Source organism: Flavobacterium cryoconiti, from assembly GCF_048158645.1.
GTDB classification, from domain to species: domain Bacteria; phylum Bacteroidota; class Bacteroidia; order Flavobacteriales; family Flavobacteriaceae; genus Flavobacterium; species Flavobacterium cryoconiti.
On sequence record NZ_JBLNKW010000012.1, the window covers coordinates 1 to 23,241 of the forward strand.

Sequence of the window (23,241 nt, forward strand, 5' to 3'; positions counted from 1 at the left end):
GGGGTGCAAATGTAGTAAGCGTTTTCTAATCTCACAAGCTTTTCTGAATCTTTTTTAGAAAATAAATTTTCTTGTTTAATTCGTTTTACTTGCCAGTTTGTTAAAGAACGTCTGCGTCATTGCGGGTGCAAAAGTAGTCCATTTATCCGCTTTTACAAGCTTTTTTAAACTCTTTTTTTGACGTTTTCTTAAACTAAACTTTAAATCCCTGAAAACATGACTCTTGAAACCAAAGTTTTTTCCTCTCCCCGGCGCAAGCTTCGGGAATATCCGAAGAAAAAGCTACTTTATCAATGAAAACTATGCGCAACATTATATAGAGGTACTCTTATTATTGTCTTCTTTAATTTATGAAATCCTTCTAGACACTGAGTTTATTATCGTTTAAACCGGATTATGACTTACCAAAACTACTCCCCTAGCCCCGATAGCAGTGAAAATCCTTTTCTCTCGTTTCTTTTACGAGAGAAAAGATTGAAACGAATAGCGGGAAATTGCTCCTAAATAGAAACATCCCTTCCTTACCTATATATAATGAGTACCGATTTTGTTTTTACATCCATATAGTAACAAACCTTACATATATATTGTATGTATTTTTGTAATGGTCTATATTTGCATTCTTAAAATAATAAACAATGATTAAGATTACTTTGCCCGACGGGTCAGTTAAAGAGTTTGCTCCAGGGGTAACTCCTATGGATGTTGCTAAAAGCATTAGTGAAGGATTTGCCAGAAATGTAATTTCGGCTTCTTTTGATGGTACAACTGTGGAAACCACAACTCCTTTGACAACGGACGGCAGTCTTATATTATATACTTGGAATGACGCTGATGGAAAAAAAGCTTTTTGGCATTCGACTTCACACGTGATGGCACAGGTTCTTGAGGAATTGTACCCAGGAATAAAATTAACTCTTGGGCCAGCAATATCCAATGGGTTTTATTATGACGTGGATTTTGAAGACCAGAAAATCACAGATGCAGACTTCAAAAAAATTGAGGATCGTGTTCTTGAAATATCAAGAGGAAAGCATGAGTTCAAACTACGTCCTGTATCTAAAGCAGAAGCTTTAGAATTATACAAGGACAACGTTTACAAAACGGAGTTGATTACCAATCTTGAGGACGGAACGATTACGTTTTGCAATCATGATACGTTTACTGATTTGTGTCGTGGTGGTCATATTCCGAATACCGGAATCATCAAAGCAATGAAAATCATGAGTGTTGCCGGTGCATACTGGCGTGGTGATGAAAAAAATAAACAGTTAACCCGTGTTTACGGAACTTCCTTTCCTAAACAAAAAGATTTAACTGAATACCTGGAATTACTGGAAGAAGCTAAACGTAGAGATCACAGAAAACTAGGAAAAGAACTTGAATTGTTTGCTTTTTCACAAAAAGTAGGTGCAGGTTTGCCATTGTGGTTACCGAAAGGAGCTGCATTGAGAGATCGACTAGAGCAGTTTTTGAAAAAAGCACAGAAAAAAGGCGGATACGAACAAGTGGTTACGCCACATATTGGTCAGAAAGAACTGTATGTAACTTCCGGACATTATGCAAAATATGGCGCCGATAGTTTCCAACCTATAAGTACTCCTGCTGAAGGGGAAGAGTTTTTATTGAAACCAATGAACTGTCCTCATCACTGTGAAATTTACAATGTACGCCCTTGGTCTTATAAAGATTTACCGAAGCGTTATGCTGAATTTGGTACAGTTTACAGATACGAACAAAGTGGTGAATTACACGGTTTGACTCGCGTAAGAGGTTTTACTCAAGATGATGCCCATATTTTTTGTACTCCGGAACAACTGGACGAGGAGTTCAAGAAAGTAATTGACTTGGTACTCTATGTATTTGGTTCATTAGGATTTGAAAACTTCACTGCTCAGATTTCTTTGAGAGACAAAGAGAATAGAGATAAGTACATAGGTACTGATGAAAACTGGGAAAAAGCAGAAAATGCTATTATCAATGCTGCAGCCGATAAAGGACTGAATACAGTAGTTGAATATGGCGAAGCTGCTTTCTATGGCCCGAAATTAGATTTCATGGTAAAAGATGCCTTAGGAAGACAATGGCAATTAGGAACGATTCAGGTGGATTACAACCTACCAGAACGTTTTGATTTGACATATAAAGGTTCTGATAATGAATTACACAGACCTGTGATGATTCACAGAGCTCCTTTTGGATCAATGGAACGATTTATTGCTATTTTATTAGAACACACAGCAGGAAAATTCCCGCTTTGGCTGATGCCAGAACAAGCTATAATATTGTCTTTGAGCGAGAAATATGAAATATATGCGAAAAAAGTTTTAGATTTGCTAGAAAATCACGAAATTCGCGCCCTCATTGATAATAGAAACGAGACAATTGGTAAGAAAATTAGGGATGCAGAAATGCAAAAAACCCCGTTTATGTTGATTGTAGGTGAAGAAGAAGAGAAAAATGGCACTATATCAATCCGTCGTCATGGACAGGAAGGAAAAGGAAATATCAGCGTTACAATAGAAGAATTTGTTGCTATTGTAAACGAAGAGATCAATAAAACATTAAAAGTATTTACAGTTTAACTTAAATTATAAAGTCATAGCAATAAGAAGCAACAGAGGTTACCAACCTCGCGTAGAAAAAAAAGATGCACACAGAATAAACAATCTTATTCGTGGTGTACAAGAAGTAAGACTTGTAGGAGAGAACATTGAGCCAGGAGTTTTTAAACTTTCAGAAGCTTTAAGATTAGCGGATCAATTTGAATTAGATTTAGTAGAGATTTCTCCTAATGCTGAACCTCCGGTTTGCAAAATCATGGATTACAAGAAATTTGTTTACGAACAAAAGAAACGTGATAAAGTCTTGAAAGCGAAATCTACACAAGTTGTTGTGAAAGAAATCCGTTTTGGTCCTCAAACCGATGAGCATGATTATGAGTTTAAGAGAAAGAACGCTGAGAAATTCTTGAAAGAAGGAGCAAAATTGAAAGCTTTTGTTTTCTTTAAAGGACGTTCAATTATCTATAAAGATCAAGGTCAAATCTTATTATTAAGATTAGCGACAGATCTTGAAGAGTTTGGTAAAGTGGAAGCGATGCCTGTTCTTGAAGGAAAGAGAATGATTATGTTCATTGCTCCTAAGAAAAAGAAATAAGTTTACAGTGTTCAGTTCACAGTTTTAAAAACTAGTAATTTTACACATTAAACATTAAGATAAGTAAGTAAGAATAAATTAAAACACTAGGAAAAAATGCCTAAAATGAAAACCAAATCTAGCGCCAAGAAACGTTTCAAAGTTACTGGTTCTGGAAAGATTAAAAGAAAGCATGCTTTTAAAAGTCACATCTTGACTAAAAAATCTAAAAAACGTAAATTAGCATTGACACACTCTGCGCTAGTTCACAAAACAGATATGAAAAGCATCAAACAACAATTAAGAATTATTTAATAATTCTTTAGGTTAAAACAATTTAAAATAACCTTGGAGTATGGCCATTAAGTGCTTTTGATTAAATTCAAGCCGCCTGCTACAAAAAAACAATAAAAATTATGCCAAGATCGGTAAATTCAGTTGCTAAAAGAGCAAGAAGAAAAAAAATAATGAAGCAAGCCAAAGGTTTCTTTGGTAGACGTAAAAACGTTTGGACAGTTGCTAAGAATGCGGTTGAGAAAGCAATGTGCTACGCTTACCGTGACAGAAAAGTGAATAAGAGAAATTTCCGTGCATTATGGATTCAACGTATCAACGCTGGAGCTAGATTGGAAGGAATGTCTTATTCTCAATTCATGGGTAAAGTGAAAAAGCAAAATATCGAATTGAACCGTAAAGTTCTTGCAGATTTAGCTATGAACCACCCAGAAGCTTTCAAAGCAATACTTAATAAAGTAAAATAAACGTTTTATCAACTCAATTTAGATTACTTACTTATATAGAAACCTCAATCGAAAGATTGGGGTTTTTTGTTTTTAAATCATGTTTAAAACACTTTTAAAAATTAAAAAAATTATACTAATCAGATCACTTTTGTATTGTAATTAATTTCAGTACTTTCGGAAAATGATACTCAAAAAGCGATATTTTCCGATTTATATTATATTCTTGACGATACTTCTTTTTACACAATCTTGTGAGAAAAAAAAGCAAAACAATACCCCGAAAAAACAGGATCTTACAGAAATCAATAAACTCTTGACAATAGGTCACAAACATTATGAGAACGGAGAATTCGACAGCTCATACTTCTATTATAATAAAGCCAAATATGCAGCAGAAATAAAAAAAGATACTTCGAGAATAATTCACTCAATAAGTTGGATGGCTCAAATGCAACGTAATCAAGGAGATTACACAGGTAGTGAAGCCACCGCTGTAGAAGCTCTCCCTTTTTTAGAAAATACTGATAAGTACCCCAATGGAAAATGGAACATTTATAATCAACTCGGTAATAACTATTTATACACATTTGACAATGACAATGCGCTTTATTATTTCAACAAAGCATTGAATATAAAAACAGACCCAATTGAAAAGGCAAATATGAGAAACAATATTGCCTTTGTTTATATGGAACAAAAAAAATACAAAGATGCTATAAAAATTCTTTCTATTTTAACTTTAAAAAAGGAAGTCTTAGATGATGCAGAAACTTATTCTAGAATACTAGACAATTTAGGGTATTGCTATTATAAAGTAGGAAATTCTAAAGCACTTGATTATTTAAAGCAATCCATAAAAATAAGATTAGAAAGAAATAATGACCAAGGACTGATTGGAAGTTATAATCATCTATTCATATATTATAAAAAAAGCAACCTTAGTTTAGCTATGAACTATGCAAACTTGGCCTATCAAAAAGCAACCAAAGTTAATGCTATAAATGATCGCTTGGAATGTTTAGAACTGTTAATACAAAACAGTACAGGAAATAAATTGAAAGAATTTTCAATACTCTACCTCAAAATAAATGATAGTGTTAATAAAGTAAGGCTAAAAGCTAAGAATCAATTTGCTAAAATTAGGTATGATTCCACTAAAGAAAAGGATGAGAATATTAAACTAAAAGCACAAACTGTGCTTCAAAAAGAACAACAAAAAAATAAAAACCTATTCATGTGCTTTGTTGTTGGAATTATTATTACCCTGAGTATTCTTGTTGGTAAATTCCTTCTTGTCAAAAACAAGCGAGAAAAAATAAAAAGCTCTTACAATACCGAGATTCGAATTGCAAAAAAACTTCATGATGAGTTGGCTAACGATGTGTATCATACCATGGCTTTTGCTGAAACACAGGATTTATCCACCAGTCAAAATAAAGAAATATTACTGAGCAATCTAGACACAATTTATTCCAGAACACGAAATATTTCCAAAGAAAATAGTACTATAGAAGCAGGACCACTCTTTCTATCCAGCTTGAAAGAAATGATATCGGGCTTTAATAACAATGAAGTGAATATATTGACAAATGGAATAGATACAATAAATTGGAAAGCTTTAGAAGAGAATAAAAAAATCACTGTTTATCGCGTACTTCAAGAATTGCTTGTCAACATGAAAAAACACAGTCAATGCAGCTTAGTAGTAATCTCTTTCAAAAAAAATGAAGGAAAATTACAAATCGATTATAGTGATAACGGAGTTGGAGCTACATTTGAAAAATTAACCTCAAAAAATGGATTACAGAATGTAGAAAACCGCATCCAGTCCATAAAAGGAACCATTTCATTTGACACTAAATCTAACAAAGGATTCAAAGTAAGTTTTATGTTTCCAATATAACCAGAGTCTTAAACTCAATAAAATATTAGTTTTCAAAGTATATAACTACGGCTATAGTTTATGTATATATTTTTTAATTATATACTGAGATATTGGCTTTAATGTTTTCTCTGTTTCTGGATGCAATCCAGGTTGATTGAAATATTCATAGCTTCCATCAAATGATTTTCCATACCAAACTATAGGTTTTCCTTTTTTAAAGAAAACCGTATTTGTGTTAACCTCTATTTTTTTAAAGGATAATAAATTTTCATTCAAAACTACTACAGATGAAATATTTCCTATTCCTAATTTTTCATTTTTACAATCTATGGCTTCATAATGATTGCCGTCCCACATCATGCATTCTTTTTCGGGGAAAATTATATTCTTTACAGTATACCCCATAAAAAACAAGGATAAGAATACAGTAAAAATAATTACTTTTCTTTTTTTGAATCTACCAATATTCTTTAGTTCAAATTCCTTTTCAACCCATTTATCTAAAGGAAGATTCTCATCACCCGCTTCATCTTTCTCCATTAATGAAGGAACCTCTACATTACCTATTTCATTAATTTTTACATTAAGTAAATACTTATTGTAAGGTCTTGGATTAAAATCAATAAGAATGGCTGCCAATTCAATCCTTGTGGAATTGTCTGAATCTTTCTCTCCTTTCAAAAATGATATAATAGGTCTAAATCTAGCTATATCGGAATTCTCCATAGACTTCCTTAAACTCCCCTCTTCTTTTACATTAAAAAATAATTTAAATATATTTTCATCTGATTTTGATAGTAAATTATCGAAAATCATTAAACACAGATTTCGTAATTGAGCTGGCGTAGGATTCAATAAAATACCCGAAACATCTTCTATTTTCTTCTCTTCATATTTTACTTTAATGGCACTCTTATACTGTTCAAAAGTAATTTTATTCATAAGCATTTACTGGTATTAACAAGCATTAAACGGAACTCATCGGAATTACTGGAATTACCGGAATTCCATTAAAATTATTCAATAAAGACAGCATTCCTTTGCTACAGAATCAGTTCCTGTTTTGAATCGCAATCAAGACAAATGTACGAAACTAGTTCTAAAAAAAGTGTCGCTAAACAGATGGCAAGTTTATTCGGGAAGTATAAATCATACTATTCTGTTTCAGCGCACTTCACTTCCCAAAAGCAAAAGAACAAAATGTTTTAATGGCTTGCCAATTCTGGCAAAGATTCGATTTGAATATCGAACAGCCTAACCTATGTCTAATTTTTAATTCCAAAAAAATGAAAAGAATAATTCTAGTATCGTGTTATATCATTGCATGTGTTGCAATGGTTTCTTGTTCCGCTGACGAAGTGGAAACAACTCCAAACAATAATAAACAACAAATATTCGCTGATATGCCTGATAATTCTGGTGGTGGTTCAAGTGGTCAAACCCCAATTCCTCCCCCAAAATAGCAGTAATAAAACAAAATCATAATTAGAACTGTATTAAAATTTAATTAATTTCAGTATTTTCGGGGGATGAAACTAAAAAAGTTAAATCCCCCGTTTTTTATTTTATACTTTCTTCTTTTTATTGGATTTTTGTCTTGCAAAAAAGAAGTGACCATAACACCAAAACCAAAAAACAACTCCGAATTTCAGCACTATTTTTCACTTGCAGAAAAACATTTTAAAGACCAAATGTACGATAGTGCTTATTATTATTACAATAAATCAAAATTAACTTGTGATATAGCAACCGATAATGAAAAGATAATTTATTCATCGTTAAAAATGGCTATAATTCAGCAAATGCAAGGTGACTATTCAAGTAGTGAAACCGGTGCTACTAGCGTAATATCCTATTTTAGAAACACGACAAATCCCTATTACAAAGTAGCAATTTATAATATTTTAGGCATCAATTACAAAAACCTTTTTGATTTTGACAATGCCATTTATTATTATAATCAAGCATTGCATCAGGCGGAAGACGAATTGCAAAAAAGCATCATTAAAAACAATATTGCAGTGGCATATAATGATAAACACGACTATCAAAGTGCCATAAACATTCTTTTCCCTTTGACCCTAAAAAAAGAAATTATAAATAATTCCGAAAACTACGCCAGAGTACTCGATAATTTAGGCTATTCCTATTTCAAAATTGGCAATCCAAAAAGCTTGGATTATTTAAATCAATCTTTAACTATTAGAAAAAAAATAAATGATGACTTTGGAATAACCACGAGCTATCACAACTTATCTGAATTTTACATTAAAACCAATTCAAATTTATCATATAAATATGCTCAATTATCCTATGAAAAAGCAACAAAAATAAACAGTGTTGATGATCGCTTAAAATCATTAGCACTATTAATAGAAAATACCATTGGTAATGAATCTAAAAAATTCTCTCTATTACACTTAAAAATAAATGATAGTATTAATCAAGTGAGACAAAAGGCAAAAAATCAATTTGCTAAAATAAAATATGATTCCAAAAAAGAAAAAGAAGAAAATTTAAAACTAAAAACCCAAAAAGCAGAGAACGCTCTTCAATTGGAACAACAAAAAAATAAAAATCAATTACTATATTTTGTAGTAGTAATTATTATTGCGCTGAGTATATTTATATTAAATTTTCTTGTTACCAAAAACAAAAGAGAAAAAATAAAAACCTCATACAATACCGAAATTCGGATCGCAAAAAAACTTCATGATGAATTAGCTAACGATGTTTATCATACTATGGCTTTTGCTGAAACACAAGATTTGTCAACCAATGAAAATAAAGAGATATTGCTCACTAATTTAGATACTATTTATTCTCGAACAAGAAATATTTCTAAAGAAAATAGTACAATAGAAACTGGACTACACTTTATATCCAACTTAAAAGAAATGATTTCAAGCTTCAATAACAATACGGTGAATATATTGATTATCGGTATTGACACTATAAATTGGACAGTTTTAGAAAGTAACAAGAAAATTACTGTTTATCGAGTACTTCAAGAACTACTCGTCAACATGAAAAAACACAGTCAAAGTAATTTAGTAGTGTTAACTTTCAAAAAAAATCAAAAAAAATTACAAATAGATTACAGTGATAACGGCGTTGGAGCTACATTTGATGAAAAAAAATCAAGAAATGGACTACAGAATGTGGAAAACCGTATTCAGGCCATAAAGGGAACAACTACTTTTGAAACAAAATCCGACAAAGGATTCAAAGTAAATATTATTTTTCCACTATAATCGTACCATTATGTTCCATAAAGTTTTAGTTGCCGAAGATTTAGACAGTATCAGTATTACCGTCGTTCAAGCTCTCGAGGAACTTTCAATCGTAGAAATTCACCATGCAAAATATTGTGATGATGCTTTTTTAAAAATAAAAAAAGCACTTCATGATAATATGCCTTACGATTTATTGATTAGTGATTTATCATTTAAACAAGACCACCGAGAAAATAGACTTTCAACTGGTGAGGAATTAATTGATGCGGTAAAAAAAATACAGCATGATATAAAGACAATAGTATTTTCTATTGAAGATAAATCCTTTAGAATAAAATCTCTTTTTAACAATTCAGGAATTAATGCCTATGTTTCTAAGGGACGCAACAGCATTCCTCAATTAAAAAATGCAGTTCAAAACATTTTCAATAGTGATGAAAAAATAATTTCTACAGAATTATCCCATCTATTAAGAGAGAAATCTATATTGGAAATTGAGGTCTATGACATTTCCCTTTTGAAATTATTATCAAAAGGTCTAATCCTGGATGAAATCGCATTAGAATTTAAAAATTCCGAAATCAGTCCTAATGGCACTAGTAGCATAGAAAAACGAATCAACAAACTCAAAATCTACTTCAGAGCCAGTAATAATGTACATCTAATAGCCATCGCCAAAGATTTAGGATTAGTATAATTTTATCCTAAAACCTCCCCAAAAGTGAAGTTAAAAAAACTATAGAACCTTAAATTCGACAAACTCCCAATTATTCATTTTAAAAATTAGTACTTCCAAATCATAAGAACGGAACAATTTTTTAAATGTTTTAAAAAATTACCCTTCTTTACGGTTTCCCGTAAAGAATAAATTTTAATTAGACTTAGGTTTGGCCTGTTTAACTTTAAAATTAAAATAATGGCCCATTTCACAAGTGACGATTTAGCATTTACAGGATATTCACAAACGGTAAATTCGAATGATACTGAAATCGTATATGTAGATAAAACAGAAGAATTTGAAGTAGTTAATTTTTGCAATCAGTTTTTAGAAAAATATAAAGTCCCTCAAACAAAAGCAAGTTTCCAAAAAGTAGAAAGTTTTTTGCAACATTCTATTTTAGAACATCAGGTTTATAAAGAAGAATTGTTAGACTGGATTGCTAGTAATTGGGTTAAAATATAAATTACTCTATCCCAATACTATTATTATAACCTAAATACGGCTTCCCGTAAAGTTGGATTTTTTATTGTGTCTAATTTCGTTTTCATAAAATTCAATTTCATAAAAGATAATAAAGTCATGATAAAAAACGACAATACGATTGTATTAGACCTTAAAGCGAGAAAGAAGGATTTAAAATGGAATAAATTAGTTGATGACTACGTGAATTATGTGAAAGAATATGTCCTCAATTATAAAAAAGCCCTTAAAGGAAATTCAATTTCATTATCAAAATATCCTTACATGAGAGCAAAATCAGAAGCTTTAGGTTTGAAATTAGACAAGGCACAAGAAAAAGAATTATTGACAAAGGAGCAAATAAAAAAAATATTAAAAATTAAAATGAAAATTGTTAATAGTTGCTGTGAATAATTATACATTATATAAATGTCAAATGAAAAAAACCTTATTAATAGGACTCATCCTATTTCTTACATTATCCCCCTGCCCTCCGAAAAAAGAAAAAAAAGAATTTACTTCAATACTTCCGATTATAAATATGATGATGATCAAAGTATTAATCCAAACCCAAGAAGATAATTCAAAGTATCCTAATGGAAAGCTAAAGCAACTGATTTTATAGCTAAAATCAGTTGAAATAAAAAAGAGAATCTTATGATAGATTTTGCTTTTAAAATAATAGAAGACTATTAAACTTTTTTTATCTAAAATGAGGTTTCCCGTAAAGAAATGAATTTTAATGAATGTAAGTTTGAAGTCAACTTAAAACTCAAACCTATGAACCCTTTATTTTTTTTAAATTTTAGATCATTCTTTGAAATACAACTAGCAATAATATTTATAGGTGTCAGTTGTATCGCTTATTTAGTATATAAAATTTGGCAAAAAAGATAAGAATGTGGAAAGCCGTAAAGAATTGATTTTTAATAGATTTAGATTTGTTTGTAACTAATTAATATCTAAAAAAAATTATGGAACTAACTAATCAACTCAAATCATTGGCCGACAAAATCAATCAGCTAAAAGATAAAATTGAAACCGAAGAATCTACTAAACATGCATTTGTACTACCATTCATCAATATGCTTGGTTACGATGCTTTCAATCCTCTGGAAGTCGTGCCTGAATTTACAGCTGATTTAGGTTTAAAAAAAGGAGAAAAAGTAGATTATGCTATTTTTCAAAACGGAGAACCTATACTGATAGTTGAATGCAAAAGCTGGAAAGAAAATCTTACGATTCATAGTTCTCAATTATTTCGATATTTTCATGTTACTAAGACACGTTTTGCTCTTTTAACCAATGGAATTCAATATCAGTTTTTTACTGATTTGGACGAAAAAAATAAAATGGACCAAAAACCATTTCTTGAATTTGACATTGTAAATCTCAAAGAAAACTCCATTATTGAAATAGCCAAATTTCATAAATCAAGTTTCAACGTAGACCATATTGTAAACAATGCAAGTGCATTGAAATATACTAAAGAGATAAAAAAGCAAATCAATGACGAACTGGATAACCCTTCCAATGAATTTATTAAACTCTTTGCCAATAAAGTCTACGCAGGAAGACTTACTGAAAAAGTCATGGGAGAATTTAAAGAATTAGTCCAAAAAGCATTCAATCAATTTATCAGTGAAAAAATTAATGATCGTTTAAATGCTGCTCTCAATAAAGAAACTATTAAACAAAAAGAAGAACAAATTGAACCTGTTGAAGAAGAGAGCCGAGTAATTACCAGCGAAGAGGAACTGGAAGGTTACCGAATTATAGTTGCAATTCTAAGACGCAAACTTCCTGTAACCCGAATTATTCATCGTGATACACAATCTTATTTTGGGATTCTTCTTGACGATAACAATCGAAAACCTTTATGTCGATTACATCTCAATGGAGGCAAAAAATATATTGGCCTTTTCAATGAAAATAAAATAGAAATTCGACAAACCATTCAATCTGTGGATGATATCTATCAATTTGAAAAGGAATTGTTGGAGACGGTTGGGCTGTATGAGGTAGAGTAATTATTTTAATTAAGGTTCTATCAAATAACATTAAAACAAAATCATTTATGAAAAAACTAGCTATTCTACTTACAGTTTTCCTGTTTATTTTAAGCTCAAGTATCAATGCACAAAGTGGTCATTATAAAAATGGTAAAGGAAGTTCACACAAAGGTGGTTCTTACAAAAATTCTAGTACTAACAATCATTATAAAAAAAGAAAGTAATAGAATCTCTTTTTTGTAATTTGAAACAAAAGCAAAAACATCCAAATAAAAGGGTGTTTTTTGTTTTCTAGAATATAATCTTAATAAAAAAGATTCTGATTGAAATATATACTTCTTAATTTTATCAAGCTTTGAATCACCCGATTTTAAATAAAAACACTATTTTGGCTAAATCAATATTTGCATTCCACATATTTTTCTCTAAATGAAATCCTTCCTTTCCATCCTATTTCTTCTTATTGCTTCAGTTACTTTCTCCCAAACCAAACTCCTTTCTTGGAATTTGGAAAACTTTGGTAAATCAAAATCTGAAGAAACAATCAACTACATTGCAAATTCGCTTAAAAATTATGACATCATTGCCATTCAGGAAGTGGTAGCGGGTTATGGCGGAGCTCAAGCAGTGGCAAAACTGGCAGATGAACTCAATCGCAAAGGAGCCAAATGGGATTATGTCATTAGTGACCCAACCAGTAGTAGTGCTTATAAAACCGAACGCTACGCTTTTATCTGGAAAACTGCCCAGTTAAAGAAAATTGGGAGAGCCTGGCTTGAGAAAAAATACCATTTGGAGATTGACAGGGAACCGTATTTTTGTTCGTTTGAATATAAAAACAAACAGTTTACCGTGGCAAATTTTCATGCCATAACCAAAAATAAACAACCGGAAACCGAGATTAAATATTTCAAATTTTTACCTGATGAATATCCTACTTTAAATTTGATTTTTGCAGGTGATTTCAATTGCCCGCAATCACATACTGTTTTCAATCCTTTGAAGAAAATGGGGTATCAATCTATTTTGGTTGACCAAAAAACATCACTGAAACAAGAATGCAAAAATGATAAATGCCTCGCATCAGAATTTGACAATATGTATTTCAAAACTTCGAAAATAAATACCATAAGTTCAGGGGTGATTCCTTTTTACAAAAACTTTAATTCCCTAAAAGAAGCCAGAATAATATCCGATCACATCCCTATTTGGTTTGAATTTTCTTTGAATTAAATCATTCAAAAACCTCAAAATTATTGCCATCAAAACTGGCAAAAACCATACTGGGATGAGAATCCTGATGAAACATATTACCTTTATCATCAATTGCAATTGCACCTGCAAAACCATCATAAGGTTTTAATTCGTTGAACGTTTTAGTAAAGGCTTCTTGTAATGTAAAGCCATCGGTTACCCGAGTGACAATTTTTGCAGCTGTTGCATTACTTACAATATCCTCGCCCACTCCAGTTAAACTCACACCACAAATTGCATTCGCATAATTTCCGGCTACAGTTGCCGAATCTGAAATGCGTCCCGGAATTTCAAAACCTTTCCCACCAGTAGAAGTAGCTACGGCAATTTTTCCGTTTTGATCTAAAGCCACACAACCCACCGTTCCTGTTCCCAATGATTTAAGTTTTGCTTCATATTCAGCTCTACGTTGCGGAATCTCGGTTGAAAAAGATTCAAAACCGTGTTGTCTCGCAAAATTAGTTGCTCCACTCCCACCTAAAACTCTATCGTCATATTGCATCAATATTTGGGCAACCTGAATGGGATTTTTCACTTCTTCGATATTGATAACACCACTCATTTTCTGAGTTTCACCATCCATAATTGCAGCGCTCATTCTTATTTTTCCGTCACTTTGTATTTGGGAACCAATTCCTGCATTAAACAATTCGTCATTTTCCAAAAGGGAAACTGCATAAACAACCGTTTCTAATGCTGAATGTGTTTTTAAAAATGCATAGGAATCTTTTACAATTTCCTCAAGTGCATTTTGCTTGGCAACTTTTGTTTCGTGATTGGTAGATGATTCTGAGAAAAAACCGCCGTGAATGATTATTTTCATCATCTGATTTAAACGTATTGTGAAGATTGAATGTGCATTTTATGAGTTTCAAGATTGTAAGTGTCAAATTTACTCATGACATGCGTCACCAAATGTGAGATTGAAATAGGTTGCCCTAATTCTACTTGCGTCAAATTAGTGTCTTTTATCTCACGACCATCGACCAAAATAACCAACCCAGAACCAATAGCTTCCATTTGGGTATTATTGGTAATCAATAACCCTGTATCTTCTCCAAGTCCTATTCCCAGTACTCTAGGATTACCAACAACGGCTTGAAAAAGCCTGCCAATTCTACCGCGTTGCACAAAATGGGTATCGATAATAACACCATCAATCAAACCCAATCCACTGGAGATTTTCACTTCGCCTTTCAATAAAGCTTCCGAGCTGCTCCCCTGATAAATCATATTATTAGAAGCTGCCGCTGCTCCAGCTGAAGTCCCTGCATAAATAAATTCTTCGTTATGGTATTTATCCAATAAAATATCATGAAATGGTGTTCCTCCAAGAATAGAAGTCAATCGCAGTTGATCACCTCCGGTAAACATTACAATATCGGCAGCTTTCAATCGAGCTAAAACATCCTCATCGGCAGCTTGTTCGCGTCTTTCGACAGTAAGTATATCAACATTTTTAGCATTCAAATACTCAAATGCTTTAACATATTCAGGACCAATTTCTCGAGGAATTACAGAAGCCGTTGTAATGATTTCTATTCGTGAATTCTCTTTGTGTTTTGATTCGTTTATTATCCTTTTTAAAATCCCAGTTTCAAAAAAGTTTAAATTGCTAGTAGCATTTTTATCCAAATCGGTTTCAGTAAAACTTCCTTTATCTACCGCACCTCCTATTATTATAAGTTTTCCTAGTATATTCATTTTGTAAAAATAACCAAAAAGATAAAAGAAGCCATTGAACTATCACTTTTTTTTAAATTATCACAAACAGAACCCGTATTGTTTATTTTTAAAGAAATAAATTTTGATTCCTATTTAAAAAAAACTACTTTAGTTGCATTCTGCACTTTTTCTAAAAAAACACGATCTAAATACCTGCCTTTTTTTCAAAGTTAGAATCTATCAAATTTAAAATCAACTCATTACACATCCATTTTTAGTTCAAAAAATAACATTCCCGTTTTATGAAAATAATTAAAGTACAAGCCCTTCGTGGACCCAATATTTGGAGCATCCAAAGAAAAAAATTAATTCAAATGCGATTGGATTTGGAGGAAATGGAACAATTTCCAACTAATAAAATAGAAGGATTTAGAGAACGTATCGAAGCTATGTTTCCTACAATGATTGAACATCGCTGTTCCGAAGGTTGTAGTGGCGGATTTTTTTCCAGAGTGGAACGCGGTACTTGGATGGGACATGTAATTGAACATATTGCACTTGAAATTCAATCCTTGGCAGGAATGGAAACTGGCTTTGGTAGAACCAGAGAAACCAAAACTCCAGGAACTTATAATGTAGTCTTTAGTTATACCGAAGAAAATGTTGGTCTTTTTGCTGCAGAATCTTCTGTTGCAATTGCCGAAGCGTTAATTGCCGGAACGGATTACGATTTGAATGCCGACTTACAAAAAATGCGTGAAATACGGGAACGTGTTCGGCTTGGGCCAAGTACCGGAAGTATTGTAGAAGAAGCCGTTTCCAGAAATATTCCTTGGATAAGATTGGGAACAAATTCCTTAGTTCAGTTAGGATATGGAATCAACCAAATGCGTTTTCAAGCAACAATCACTTGTAAAACCAGTAGTATTGCTGTAGATATTGCTTGTAACAAAGAACTTACCAAAAAAATGTTGGACATGGCTTCAATTCCAGTTGCCAATGGAAGCATTTGCACTGACGAAGAAGGCTTGGCTGAAACTATTAAAAAAATTGGTTATCCTATTGTATTAAAACCTTTGGATGGAAATCATGGAAAAGGCGCTTCCATTAATGTTACCAACTGGGAGGATGCGCTTTCAGGTTTAGCATTTGCACAGCAATATGGCAAACGTGTTATAGTAGAAAAATTTATTACTGGTTTCGACTTTAGAATATTAGTAATTGATAATAAATTAGTTGCTGCCGCAAAACGTGTTCCAGCTCACGTAATAGGGAATGGAACTGACAACATTCAGCAATTAATTGACACAACCAATCTGGATCCAAGAAGAGGTTATGGACATGAAAATGTGTTAACTCAAATAGATGTAGACAGAGATACCGAAGATTTATTAGAAAAATTAGGCTATACATTGGAAACCATTCCTAGAATTGGTGAAATAGTATTCCTAAAATCTACTGCAAATTTAAGCACTGGCGGAACTTCTGTAGATGTTACCGATATGATGCACCCAGAAAACATCTTTCTCGCCGAAAGAATTTCAAGAGTAATTGGACTGGACGTATGTGGTGTTGATATAATGGCAGAGAATTTAACACAACCGTTAAAAGAAAATGGTGGTGTAATCTTGGAAGTCAATGCAGCACCCGGTTTTAGAATGCACCTAGCTCCTTCTGAAGGATTGCCTAGAAACGTGGCTTCACCGGTTATTGACATGTTATATCCTCCGGGTAAATCCTTTCGTATTCCTATAATTGCTGTGACGGGAACGAATGGTAAAACTACCACTACCCGACTTTTGGCACATATTGTAAAAAATAATGGCTTCAAAGTAGGATTCACCACATCGGATGGGATTTATATTCAAAATCACATGATGGAAAAAGGCGATACTACCGGACCACTTAGTGCCGAATACGTTTTGAGAGATCCAACAGTGGAATTCGCAGTTTTAGAAACCGCTCGGGGTGGAATCCTTCGTTCCGGTTTGGGTTTCAGCCGTTGCGATATTGGAATTATTACCAATATTCAGGAAGATCATTTGGGTTTAAGCGATATTCATTCTCTTGACGATTTGGCAAGAGTTAAAGCCACAGTTGTAAAAAGCATCAAGAAAGACGGCTGGGCAGTTTTGAACGGAGACGATGAACATTGTATAAAAATCGGTCAGGATCTAAATTGCAATGTTGCTTATTTTAGTTTGAGTGAAGACAGTGATTTTATCAAAAAACTTTGCGCTGAAGGAAAAACGGTTGCCGTATATGAAAACGGTTTTATAACCATCAAAAAAGGCGAATGGAAAATCCGAATCGAACGTGCCACTCACGTTCCTTTAACATTGGGCGGAAAAGCAAAATTCATGATTGCCAATGTACTTGCAGCCACTTTAGCGAGTTATTTGTGGGGTTTTAAAACCGAAGATATTAGCTTGTCCTTGCAGACTTTTATTCCAAGTGCGGCACAAACTCCGGGTCGCATGAATATTTTTGAGTTTAAAAAATTCAAAGTATTGATTGATTTTGCTCACAATGCATCCGGTTACAAAGGAGTTGAAGAGTATTTACAAAGTGTTGAGGCTACCAAAAAAATAGGAATTATCGCTGGAGTTGGTGATAGACGTGATGAAGACATTAGAGAATGTGCAAATATAGCAGCTCGAATGTTTGACCACATTATCATTCGTCAAGAAAAATACCTGAGAGGAAGAACCGAAGACGAAATTATTAATTTAATCCTCGATGGGATTAAAACTTCAGGCAAAATAGTTACTTATGAAATTATTCCTAAAGAAACCGAAGCCATAAAACACGCCATCAATTGTGCCGAAGAAGGAAGCTTCATTACCGCATTAAGTGATGTGGTTACTAATGCTATCGATATTGTACAAGAATATTTAGATAAAGAAAACGAACACGGAAGCGTTTAATTTTTTTGAACAAACCATAAAAGCTACTGTAACAAGTAGCTTTTTTTTGGCTTCATTATTAACTTTTAGCTCCGTAAATTATGATTTAATTTAGAAGCTACCTGCTTTCACTTTTATCTTTGTACTTACTCTCAAAGGATATCGGCTCTATCAGCGCTATATAACATATGTCTTAAAATAGTTTTATTTTTAGAAAATTGACATCTCCGTTTTTGTAGTCAATAATTCCAAAGCATTCATACCTAAATCTGAATTTCCTTTTTCATTAAGTCGTGGGCTCCAGGTAGAAACAACAAAATTTTTAGGATATAAAGCTGCGATTCCTCCACCTATACCACTTTTTCCTGGCAATCCTACCTTATAAGTATACTCACCTGACTCATCATAAAAGCCACAGGTTTGCATCAAAGCATTGAGCCTTTTTACCTGGCTTTTAGTTAAAACTTGTATTCCTGATATAGTTTTTCCTTCATTAGCAAGAAAGAAAAAAGAATGAGCTAATTCCTTACACGTCATTTCTATGGAACACTGATGGAAATAAAAATCCAAAACCGCTTCAACATCATTTGTAATATTTCCAAATGACTTTAAAAAATTAGCCAGTGCGGCATTTCTAAACCGAGTGTCTTTCTCAGATTGTGCTACTTTTAAATTAAAATCAATAGTAGGACTTCCAGAAATCATTCGTATAAAATCCAGAAAATCTTGTTTAGGATTTTCCAAATGGGTCACAAGCATATCTGCAATAACAATTGCTCCTGCATTTATAAATGGATTTCGCGGAATTCCTTTTTCATATTCTAATTGCACTAGTGAATTAAATGCACTTCCAGAAGGTTCAACTCCTAATCGTTCCCAAATTCTTTCATCCAAGAATGAAAATGCCAAAGCTACAGTCAAAGCTTTAGAGACACTTTGAATAGAAAATTTTTCGTTGCTATCCCCAATTCCAAAGTCCTCGCCTTCAATACTTATCAAATGAATACCAAATTTATCCGGGTCAACTTTTGTTAATTCGGGTATTGATGTAGAAACATTGCCACTACTTGGAAGTTTTTTTGCCTCTTGATATACTTCTTGCAAAATTGTTTTATAGTTCATGTAAGGAATTTAATAAAAAAAAATTGAAAACTTTCAGTTAGGTTTTTTGTTTTTTCTTTCTGGCTGCAGGAAACAACACATTATTCAAAATCAAGCGATAACCAGGTGAATTGGGATGTAAATCCAGAACCGTGGGCGCATCTCCCACCTGATGCTGAAAATCTTCGGGATCGTGACCTCCATAAAAAGTGAACATTCCTTTTCCTTTTTCGCCATGAATGTATCTCGCTTCACCATTTAGCTCACAAGTTCCCATCACCAAAATATTCGATTTTATAAGCGATACATCAAAAGAAGTCGTCTGTCCCATGAATCCTTTGACCAACTGCGTATGATTTTGACACAACATACTCGGTATTGGGTCCCATTTTGCCGAAAATTCCATTAAGGTAAAATAATCTTTATCCATAGGAATTCTTCTTTTCAAAGTCATATCAATATCCGAAAATTCATATTGCTCCGGTCTTCTTTCTAAAATAAAATCTTTGAAAGCAAACGAATTATTGTAATTCATCTTCGATTGATAATTAGCATCACTGGCATCACCATCAAACATAGCTTCGCAAATATCCACACCATCAGCTGCCAAAGCAATATCAAAACTATCCGTTGCTGAACACATTGCAAACATAAATCCACCACCAATCACGAAGTCCCTGATTTTTTTGGCCACAGCCCCCTTTTCTTGTGACACTTTCGAATAGCCTAATTTTGTAGCCAATGCTTCAGCATCTTTCTTTTGTTCGATGTACCAAGGCGCATTTTTATAGGCTCCATAAAATTTACCATATTGTCCCGTAAAATCTTCATGATGCAAATGCAACCAATCATAAAGTAACAGTTGATCACTTAAAACTTCTTCATCATAAATAGGTGTAAAAGGAATTTCGGCGTAAGTCAACACCAGCGTTACCGCATCATCCCAAGGCTGTTTTCCTTTGGGTGTATAAACTGCTATTTTGGGTGCTTTTTCCAGCACTACCGTTTCCATATTTTGAGAAGGGCTCGAAATCTCCTCTAGAATTCTGGCTTCCTCACTATCCGAAAGGATTTCAAAACTCACCCCCCGAATCTTACATTCTTTACGTATTTCTTCGGCATCTGGCAGTAAAAAAGAACCTCCCCTATAATTGAGCAACCAACTTGCCTTATAATTTTTATCCAAACACCAATAGGTAATTCCATAAGCCTTCAGATGATTTTGCTGCGTAGTTTCATCCATTGGCAACAAAATAAAAGAAGCTTTCGCCGAAAAGGAAATAAAAATTAGTAGAATATAGAGTGACTTCTTGAAAGACATTACCGTTTTTATTTCAAAGATAACAGTTTTTAGCCGATGAAAATCATAAAAAAATCCGCTGTAGCAGCGGATTTAAATTTATATTTTAGAACGGTACATCACTGTCGTCGTCCGGGTCATTCAAGTTACTTCCAAAAGCTTCATTTGCTGAAGGCAGGTTTTTAGTAATAAAAGGATTATCATCTTGATTCATACTTGACGGTAAGTCATCATAACCTCCACTGTAATCTTCCAGGTTATCAAATTTACCCAGATGTCCAATAAATTTCAAACGAACGTTTTCAATACTACCATTACGGTGTTTTGCTATCATTATTTCCGCCTGACCTGCAGTTGGAGAAGCTTCATCATCATCCCATTCGTCAATTTTGTAATATTCAGGACGATATAAAAACGATACAATATCGGCATCTTGCTCAATCGCACCCGATTCACGAAGGTCAGAAAGTAATGGTCTTTTACTGGAACCACGGGTTTCAACCGCACGCGATAATTGAGAGAGTGCAATTACAGGAACATTTAATTCCTTCGCCAATGCTTTTAAGTTTCGGGAAATCGTAGAAATCTCCTGCTCTCTGTTTCCTCCACCTTTTCCGTTTCCACCGGCAGTCATCAATTGCAAATAATCGACAATAATAATTCGGATACCATGTTGTGAAACCAAACGTCTCGCTTTTGCTCTTAAATCAAAAATAGAGAGCGACGGTGTATCATCAATATACAAAGGAGCTTTTTCTAAATTTTTAACCTTGGTACTCAATTGTTCCCATTCGTGTTTTTCCAGTTTTCCCGTACGCAATTTCTCCGATGACAAACCTGTTTCAGAAGAAATCAAACGGGTGATCAACTGAACCGATGCCATCTCCAGGGAAAATAAGGCAACAGGCATTCCAAAATCAATTGCCATATTTCGTGCCATCGATAATACAAATGCGGTCTTACCCATTGCTGGTCTCGCCGCTATAATAATTAAATCGCTTGGTTGCCATCCCGAAGTAATTTTATCTAATTTATCAAAACCTGTCGCTACACCACTCAATCCTTCTTGACCGGCAATTTCCTCGATTCGTTTTTTGGCTTGCAAAACTAAACTCTGAGCCGTTTCAGAACTCCGTTTTATATTTCCTTGCGTTACTTCGTATAATTTAGATTCGGCTCTGTCTAATAAATCAAAAACATCCGTTGTTTCATCGTAAGATTCTTCAATAATTTCTGTAGAAATCCGAATCAAACTCCGTTGAATAAATTTTTGAAGAATAATCCTGGAATGAAATTCAATGTGCGCCGAAGACGAAATCTTTTGCGTAAGCTGAATTAGGTAAAAATCTCCTCCAGCCAACTCTAATTTTGCATTTTTCTTGAGTTGGGCAGAAACGGTTAATAAGTCAATAGGCTGCGTTTCTGTAAACAGTTGAACGATAGCCTCAAAAATATGTTTGTGTGCATCTTTATAAAAAGCATCGGGTTGTAAAATGTCAATTACATCATCTACCCCTTTTTTATCAATCATCATGGCGCCAAGCACAGCCTCTTCTAAATCGAGAACCTGCGGTTGCAATTTTCCTTTTTCAAGGCTTATTATAGTAGTTTTATCAACCTTCACAGGATTAATATTTCTGAAGTTTTCCATAGAGCGAAAGTAACAAAAATTAAAAAAATATCTTCATTGAGTTGTTACAAATAATTGTTCATAAGTAACTATTTTTTGTTTATAACCATAAAAAAATCCGAAACTGTAAGGCTTCGGATTAAATATCAATTTGTAAGATTTTACTCTTTATATTCACCCATTTTACTGTATTTGTCCATTCTTCTGGCAACTAATTCTTCTGTTGATAAGTCTTTCAATTCATTGAATCCTTTCATGATATATTGCTCAACCGTTTTGAAAGCCGTCTCTCTATCGTAATGCGCTCCACCTAATGGTTCAGGGATAATATCATCTACTAATTTTTGCTTTTTCATGTCAGCTGAAGTCAACTTCAATGCTTCGGCAGCTTGTTCTTTATATTCCCAGCTTTTCCATAAAATAGAAGAACATGATTCAGGAGATATAACAGAATACCACGTATTTTCCATCATATATACTTTATCACCCACGCCTATTCCTAATGCTCCACCAGAAGCGCCTTCACCTACAATAACAGTAATAATTGGCACTTTTAGGCAAATCATTTCGAAGATGTTTCTGGCAATTGCCTCACCTTGACCGCGTTCTTCGGCTTCTAATCCTGGATAAGCTCCCGGAGTGTCGATTAAAGTCAAAACAGGAATGCCAAATTTCTCTGCCATTTTCATCAATCGCAACGCTTTTCTATATCCTTCCGGATTTGGCATCCCAAAATTTCGAAACTGACGTGTCTTAGTATTGAATCCTTTTTGTTGACCTACAATCATAAAAGATTGCCCGTCAATTTTTCCTAAACCACCAATCATGGCTTTATCGTCTTTGAAACCTCTGTCCCCAAAAAGTTCCAGGAACGTTTCGCCACATAAAGCACGTACGTGATCCATTGTGTAGGGACGACTAGGATGTCTTGATAGCTGTACACGCTGCCAAGCAGTCAAGTTTTTATAAATATGTCTTTTGGTTTCTTCTAGTTTCTTGTTGATTTGCTTACAAGTATTAGTAACATCAACATCCGATTCTTGACCAATAACTAGACATTTATCTAACTGTTCTTCTAGTTCTTTTATTGGAAGCTCAAAATCTAAATATTCCATAGGATTTCTTCGTTTTGTTTTTAATTGGAACGGCAAATATAAAATTTTAAATCGTTCAAAGAGGTAAATTTTATAT

At 33.4% G+C, this 23,241-nt stretch carries 21 protein-coding genes; 14 read left to right on the top strand and 7 right to left on the bottom strand.

All coding sequences use genetic code 11. The features are described from left to right. Positions 1-638 precede the first annotated feature (638 nt). From thrS to ACM55H_RS15665, 5 genes are all read left to right on the top strand, one after another. Positions 639-2,585 (top strand): threonine--tRNA ligase, encoded by a 1,947-nt coding sequence (thrS, locus tag ACM55H_RS15645; RefSeq protein ID WP_416837411.1) that lies wholly within the window; start codon positions 639-641, stop codon positions 2,583-2,585. A 16-nt stretch (positions 2,586-2,601) separates the two neighbouring features. Further along, a complete protein-coding gene (gene infC, locus ACM55H_RS15650; RefSeq protein ID WP_369699884.1) occupies positions 2,602-3,159 on the top strand; it encodes a translation initiation factor IF-3 in 558 nt (185 codons plus the stop codon). A gap of 96 nt (positions 3,160-3,255) precedes the next feature. Next, positions 3,256-3,453, top strand: a complete 198-nt coding sequence (gene rpmI / locus ACM55H_RS15655; RefSeq protein ID WP_022827375.1) for a 50S ribosomal protein L35 — start codon at positions 3,256-3,258, stop codon at positions 3,451-3,453. 101 nt (positions 3,454-3,554) lie between these two features. Next, positions 3,555-3,899 (top strand): 50S ribosomal protein L20, encoded by a 345-nt coding sequence (rplT, locus tag ACM55H_RS15660; protein WP_039109227.1) that lies wholly within the window; start codon positions 3,555-3,557, stop codon positions 3,897-3,899. A 163-nt stretch (positions 3,900-4,062) separates the two neighbouring features. Further along, complete coding sequence (locus tag ACM55H_RS15665) at positions 4,063-5,784, top strand: tetratricopeptide repeat-containing sensor histidine kinase (RefSeq protein WP_416837412.1); 1,722 nt, start codon at positions 4,063-4,065, stop codon at positions 5,782-5,784. A 51-nt stretch (positions 5,785-5,835) separates the two neighbouring features. Here the strand turns inward: ACM55H_RS15665 and ACM55H_RS15670 are convergent, their stop codons facing one another. Then, on the bottom strand, positions 5,836-6,708 hold the full coding sequence (locus tag ACM55H_RS15670; protein WP_416837413.1) for a hypothetical protein: 873 nt from the start codon (positions 6,706-6,708) through the stop codon (positions 5,836-5,838). A gap of 344 nt (positions 6,709-7,052) precedes the next feature. On the opposite strand from ACM55H_RS15670, the gene ACM55H_RS15675 reads away from it, so the two are divergent. The 8 genes from ACM55H_RS15675 to ACM55H_RS15715 all read left to right on the top strand — a co-directional run bounded on the left by ACM55H_RS15675 (position 7,053) and on the right by ACM55H_RS15715 (position 13,427). Then, positions 7,053-7,229, top strand: coding sequence for a hypothetical protein (locus tag ACM55H_RS15675; RefSeq protein ID WP_416837414.1), 177 nt, complete (start codon positions 7,053-7,055; stop codon positions 7,227-7,229). A gap of 147 nt (positions 7,230-7,376) precedes the next feature. Continuing rightward, on the top strand, positions 7,377-9,020 hold the full coding sequence (locus ACM55H_RS15680) for a tetratricopeptide repeat-containing sensor histidine kinase (protein WP_416837415.1): 1,644 nt from the start codon (positions 7,377-7,379) through the stop codon (positions 9,018-9,020). A gap of 10 nt (positions 9,021-9,030) precedes the next feature. Beyond that, positions 9,031-9,699, top strand: a complete 669-nt coding sequence (locus tag ACM55H_RS15685; protein WP_416837416.1) for a DNA-binding transcriptional response regulator — start codon at positions 9,031-9,033, stop codon at positions 9,697-9,699. Positions 9,700-9,918: 219 nt separating this feature from the next. After that, positions 9,919-10,185, top strand: coding sequence for a hypothetical protein (locus ACM55H_RS15690; protein WP_416837417.1), 267 nt, complete (start codon positions 9,919-9,921; stop codon positions 10,183-10,185). A gap of 117 nt (positions 10,186-10,302) precedes the next feature. Then, positions 10,303-10,596, top strand: a complete 294-nt coding sequence (locus ACM55H_RS15695) for a hypothetical protein (RefSeq protein WP_416837418.1) — start codon at positions 10,303-10,305, stop codon at positions 10,594-10,596. 560 nt (positions 10,597-11,156) lie between these two features. After that, on the top strand, positions 11,157-12,212 hold the full coding sequence (locus ACM55H_RS17920; RefSeq protein WP_465245469.1) for a type I restriction endonuclease: 1,056 nt from the start codon (positions 11,157-11,159) through the stop codon (positions 12,210-12,212). A 47-nt stretch (positions 12,213-12,259) separates the two neighbouring features. Continuing rightward, the gene (locus ACM55H_RS15710) at positions 12,260-12,418 is read left to right on the top strand and encodes a hypothetical protein (RefSeq protein ID WP_156129423.1); all 159 of its coding nucleotides are present in this window, start codon (positions 12,260-12,262) and stop codon (positions 12,416-12,418) included. Between the two features lie 205 nt (positions 12,419-12,623). Beyond that, the gene (locus ACM55H_RS15715; protein ID WP_416837419.1) at positions 12,624-13,427 is read left to right on the top strand and encodes an endonuclease/exonuclease/phosphatase family protein; all 804 of its coding nucleotides are present in this window, start codon (positions 12,624-12,626) and stop codon (positions 13,425-13,427) included. A 1-nt stretch (position 13,428) separates the two neighbouring features. Here ACM55H_RS15715 and ACM55H_RS15720 read toward each other — a convergent pair whose 3' ends face one another. Both ACM55H_RS15720 and ACM55H_RS15725 read right to left on the bottom strand, forming a co-directional pair. Further along, complete coding sequence (locus tag ACM55H_RS15720) at positions 13,429-14,271, bottom strand: isoaspartyl peptidase/L-asparaginase (RefSeq protein WP_416837527.1); 843 nt, start codon at positions 14,269-14,271, stop codon at positions 13,429-13,431. A gap of 8 nt (positions 14,272-14,279) precedes the next feature. Further along, the gene (locus ACM55H_RS15725) at positions 14,280-15,152 is read right to left on the bottom strand and encodes a cyanophycinase (RefSeq protein ID WP_416837420.1); all 873 of its coding nucleotides are present in this window, start codon (positions 15,150-15,152) and stop codon (positions 14,280-14,282) included. 263 nt (positions 15,153-15,415) lie between these two features. Here ACM55H_RS15725 and cphA point away from each other — a divergent pair, with 263 nt between their 5' ends. Further along, positions 15,416-18,040 (top strand): cyanophycin synthetase, encoded by a 2,625-nt coding sequence (gene cphA, locus ACM55H_RS15730; RefSeq protein WP_416837421.1) that lies wholly within the window; start codon positions 15,416-15,418, stop codon positions 18,038-18,040. 189 nt (positions 18,041-18,229) lie between these two features. Here cphA and ACM55H_RS15735 read toward each other — a convergent pair whose 3' ends face one another. The 4 genes from ACM55H_RS15735 to ACM55H_RS15750 form a co-directional block, all read right to left on the bottom strand. Then, the gene (locus tag ACM55H_RS15735; protein WP_416837422.1) at positions 18,230-19,141 is read right to left on the bottom strand and encodes a glutaminase; all 912 of its coding nucleotides are present in this window, start codon (positions 19,139-19,141) and stop codon (positions 18,230-18,232) included. 37 nt (positions 19,142-19,178) lie between these two features. Then, positions 19,179-20,441: an asparagine synthetase B gene (locus tag ACM55H_RS15740; protein WP_416837423.1), complete on the bottom strand. Its 1,263-nt coding sequence runs from the start codon at positions 20,439-20,441 to the stop codon at positions 19,179-19,181. A gap of 85 nt (positions 20,442-20,526) precedes the next feature. Further along, positions 20,527-22,071: a replicative DNA helicase gene (gene dnaB / locus ACM55H_RS15745; protein ID WP_039109213.1), complete on the bottom strand. Its 1,545-nt coding sequence runs from the start codon at positions 22,069-22,071 to the stop codon at positions 20,527-20,529. 140 nt (positions 22,072-22,211) lie between these two features. Further along, the gene (locus ACM55H_RS15750) at positions 22,212-23,165 is read right to left on the bottom strand and encodes an acetyl-CoA carboxylase carboxyltransferase subunit alpha (RefSeq protein ID WP_039109212.1); all 954 of its coding nucleotides are present in this window, start codon (positions 23,163-23,165) and stop codon (positions 22,212-22,214) included. Between the last annotated feature and the right edge of the window lie 76 nt (positions 23,166-23,241).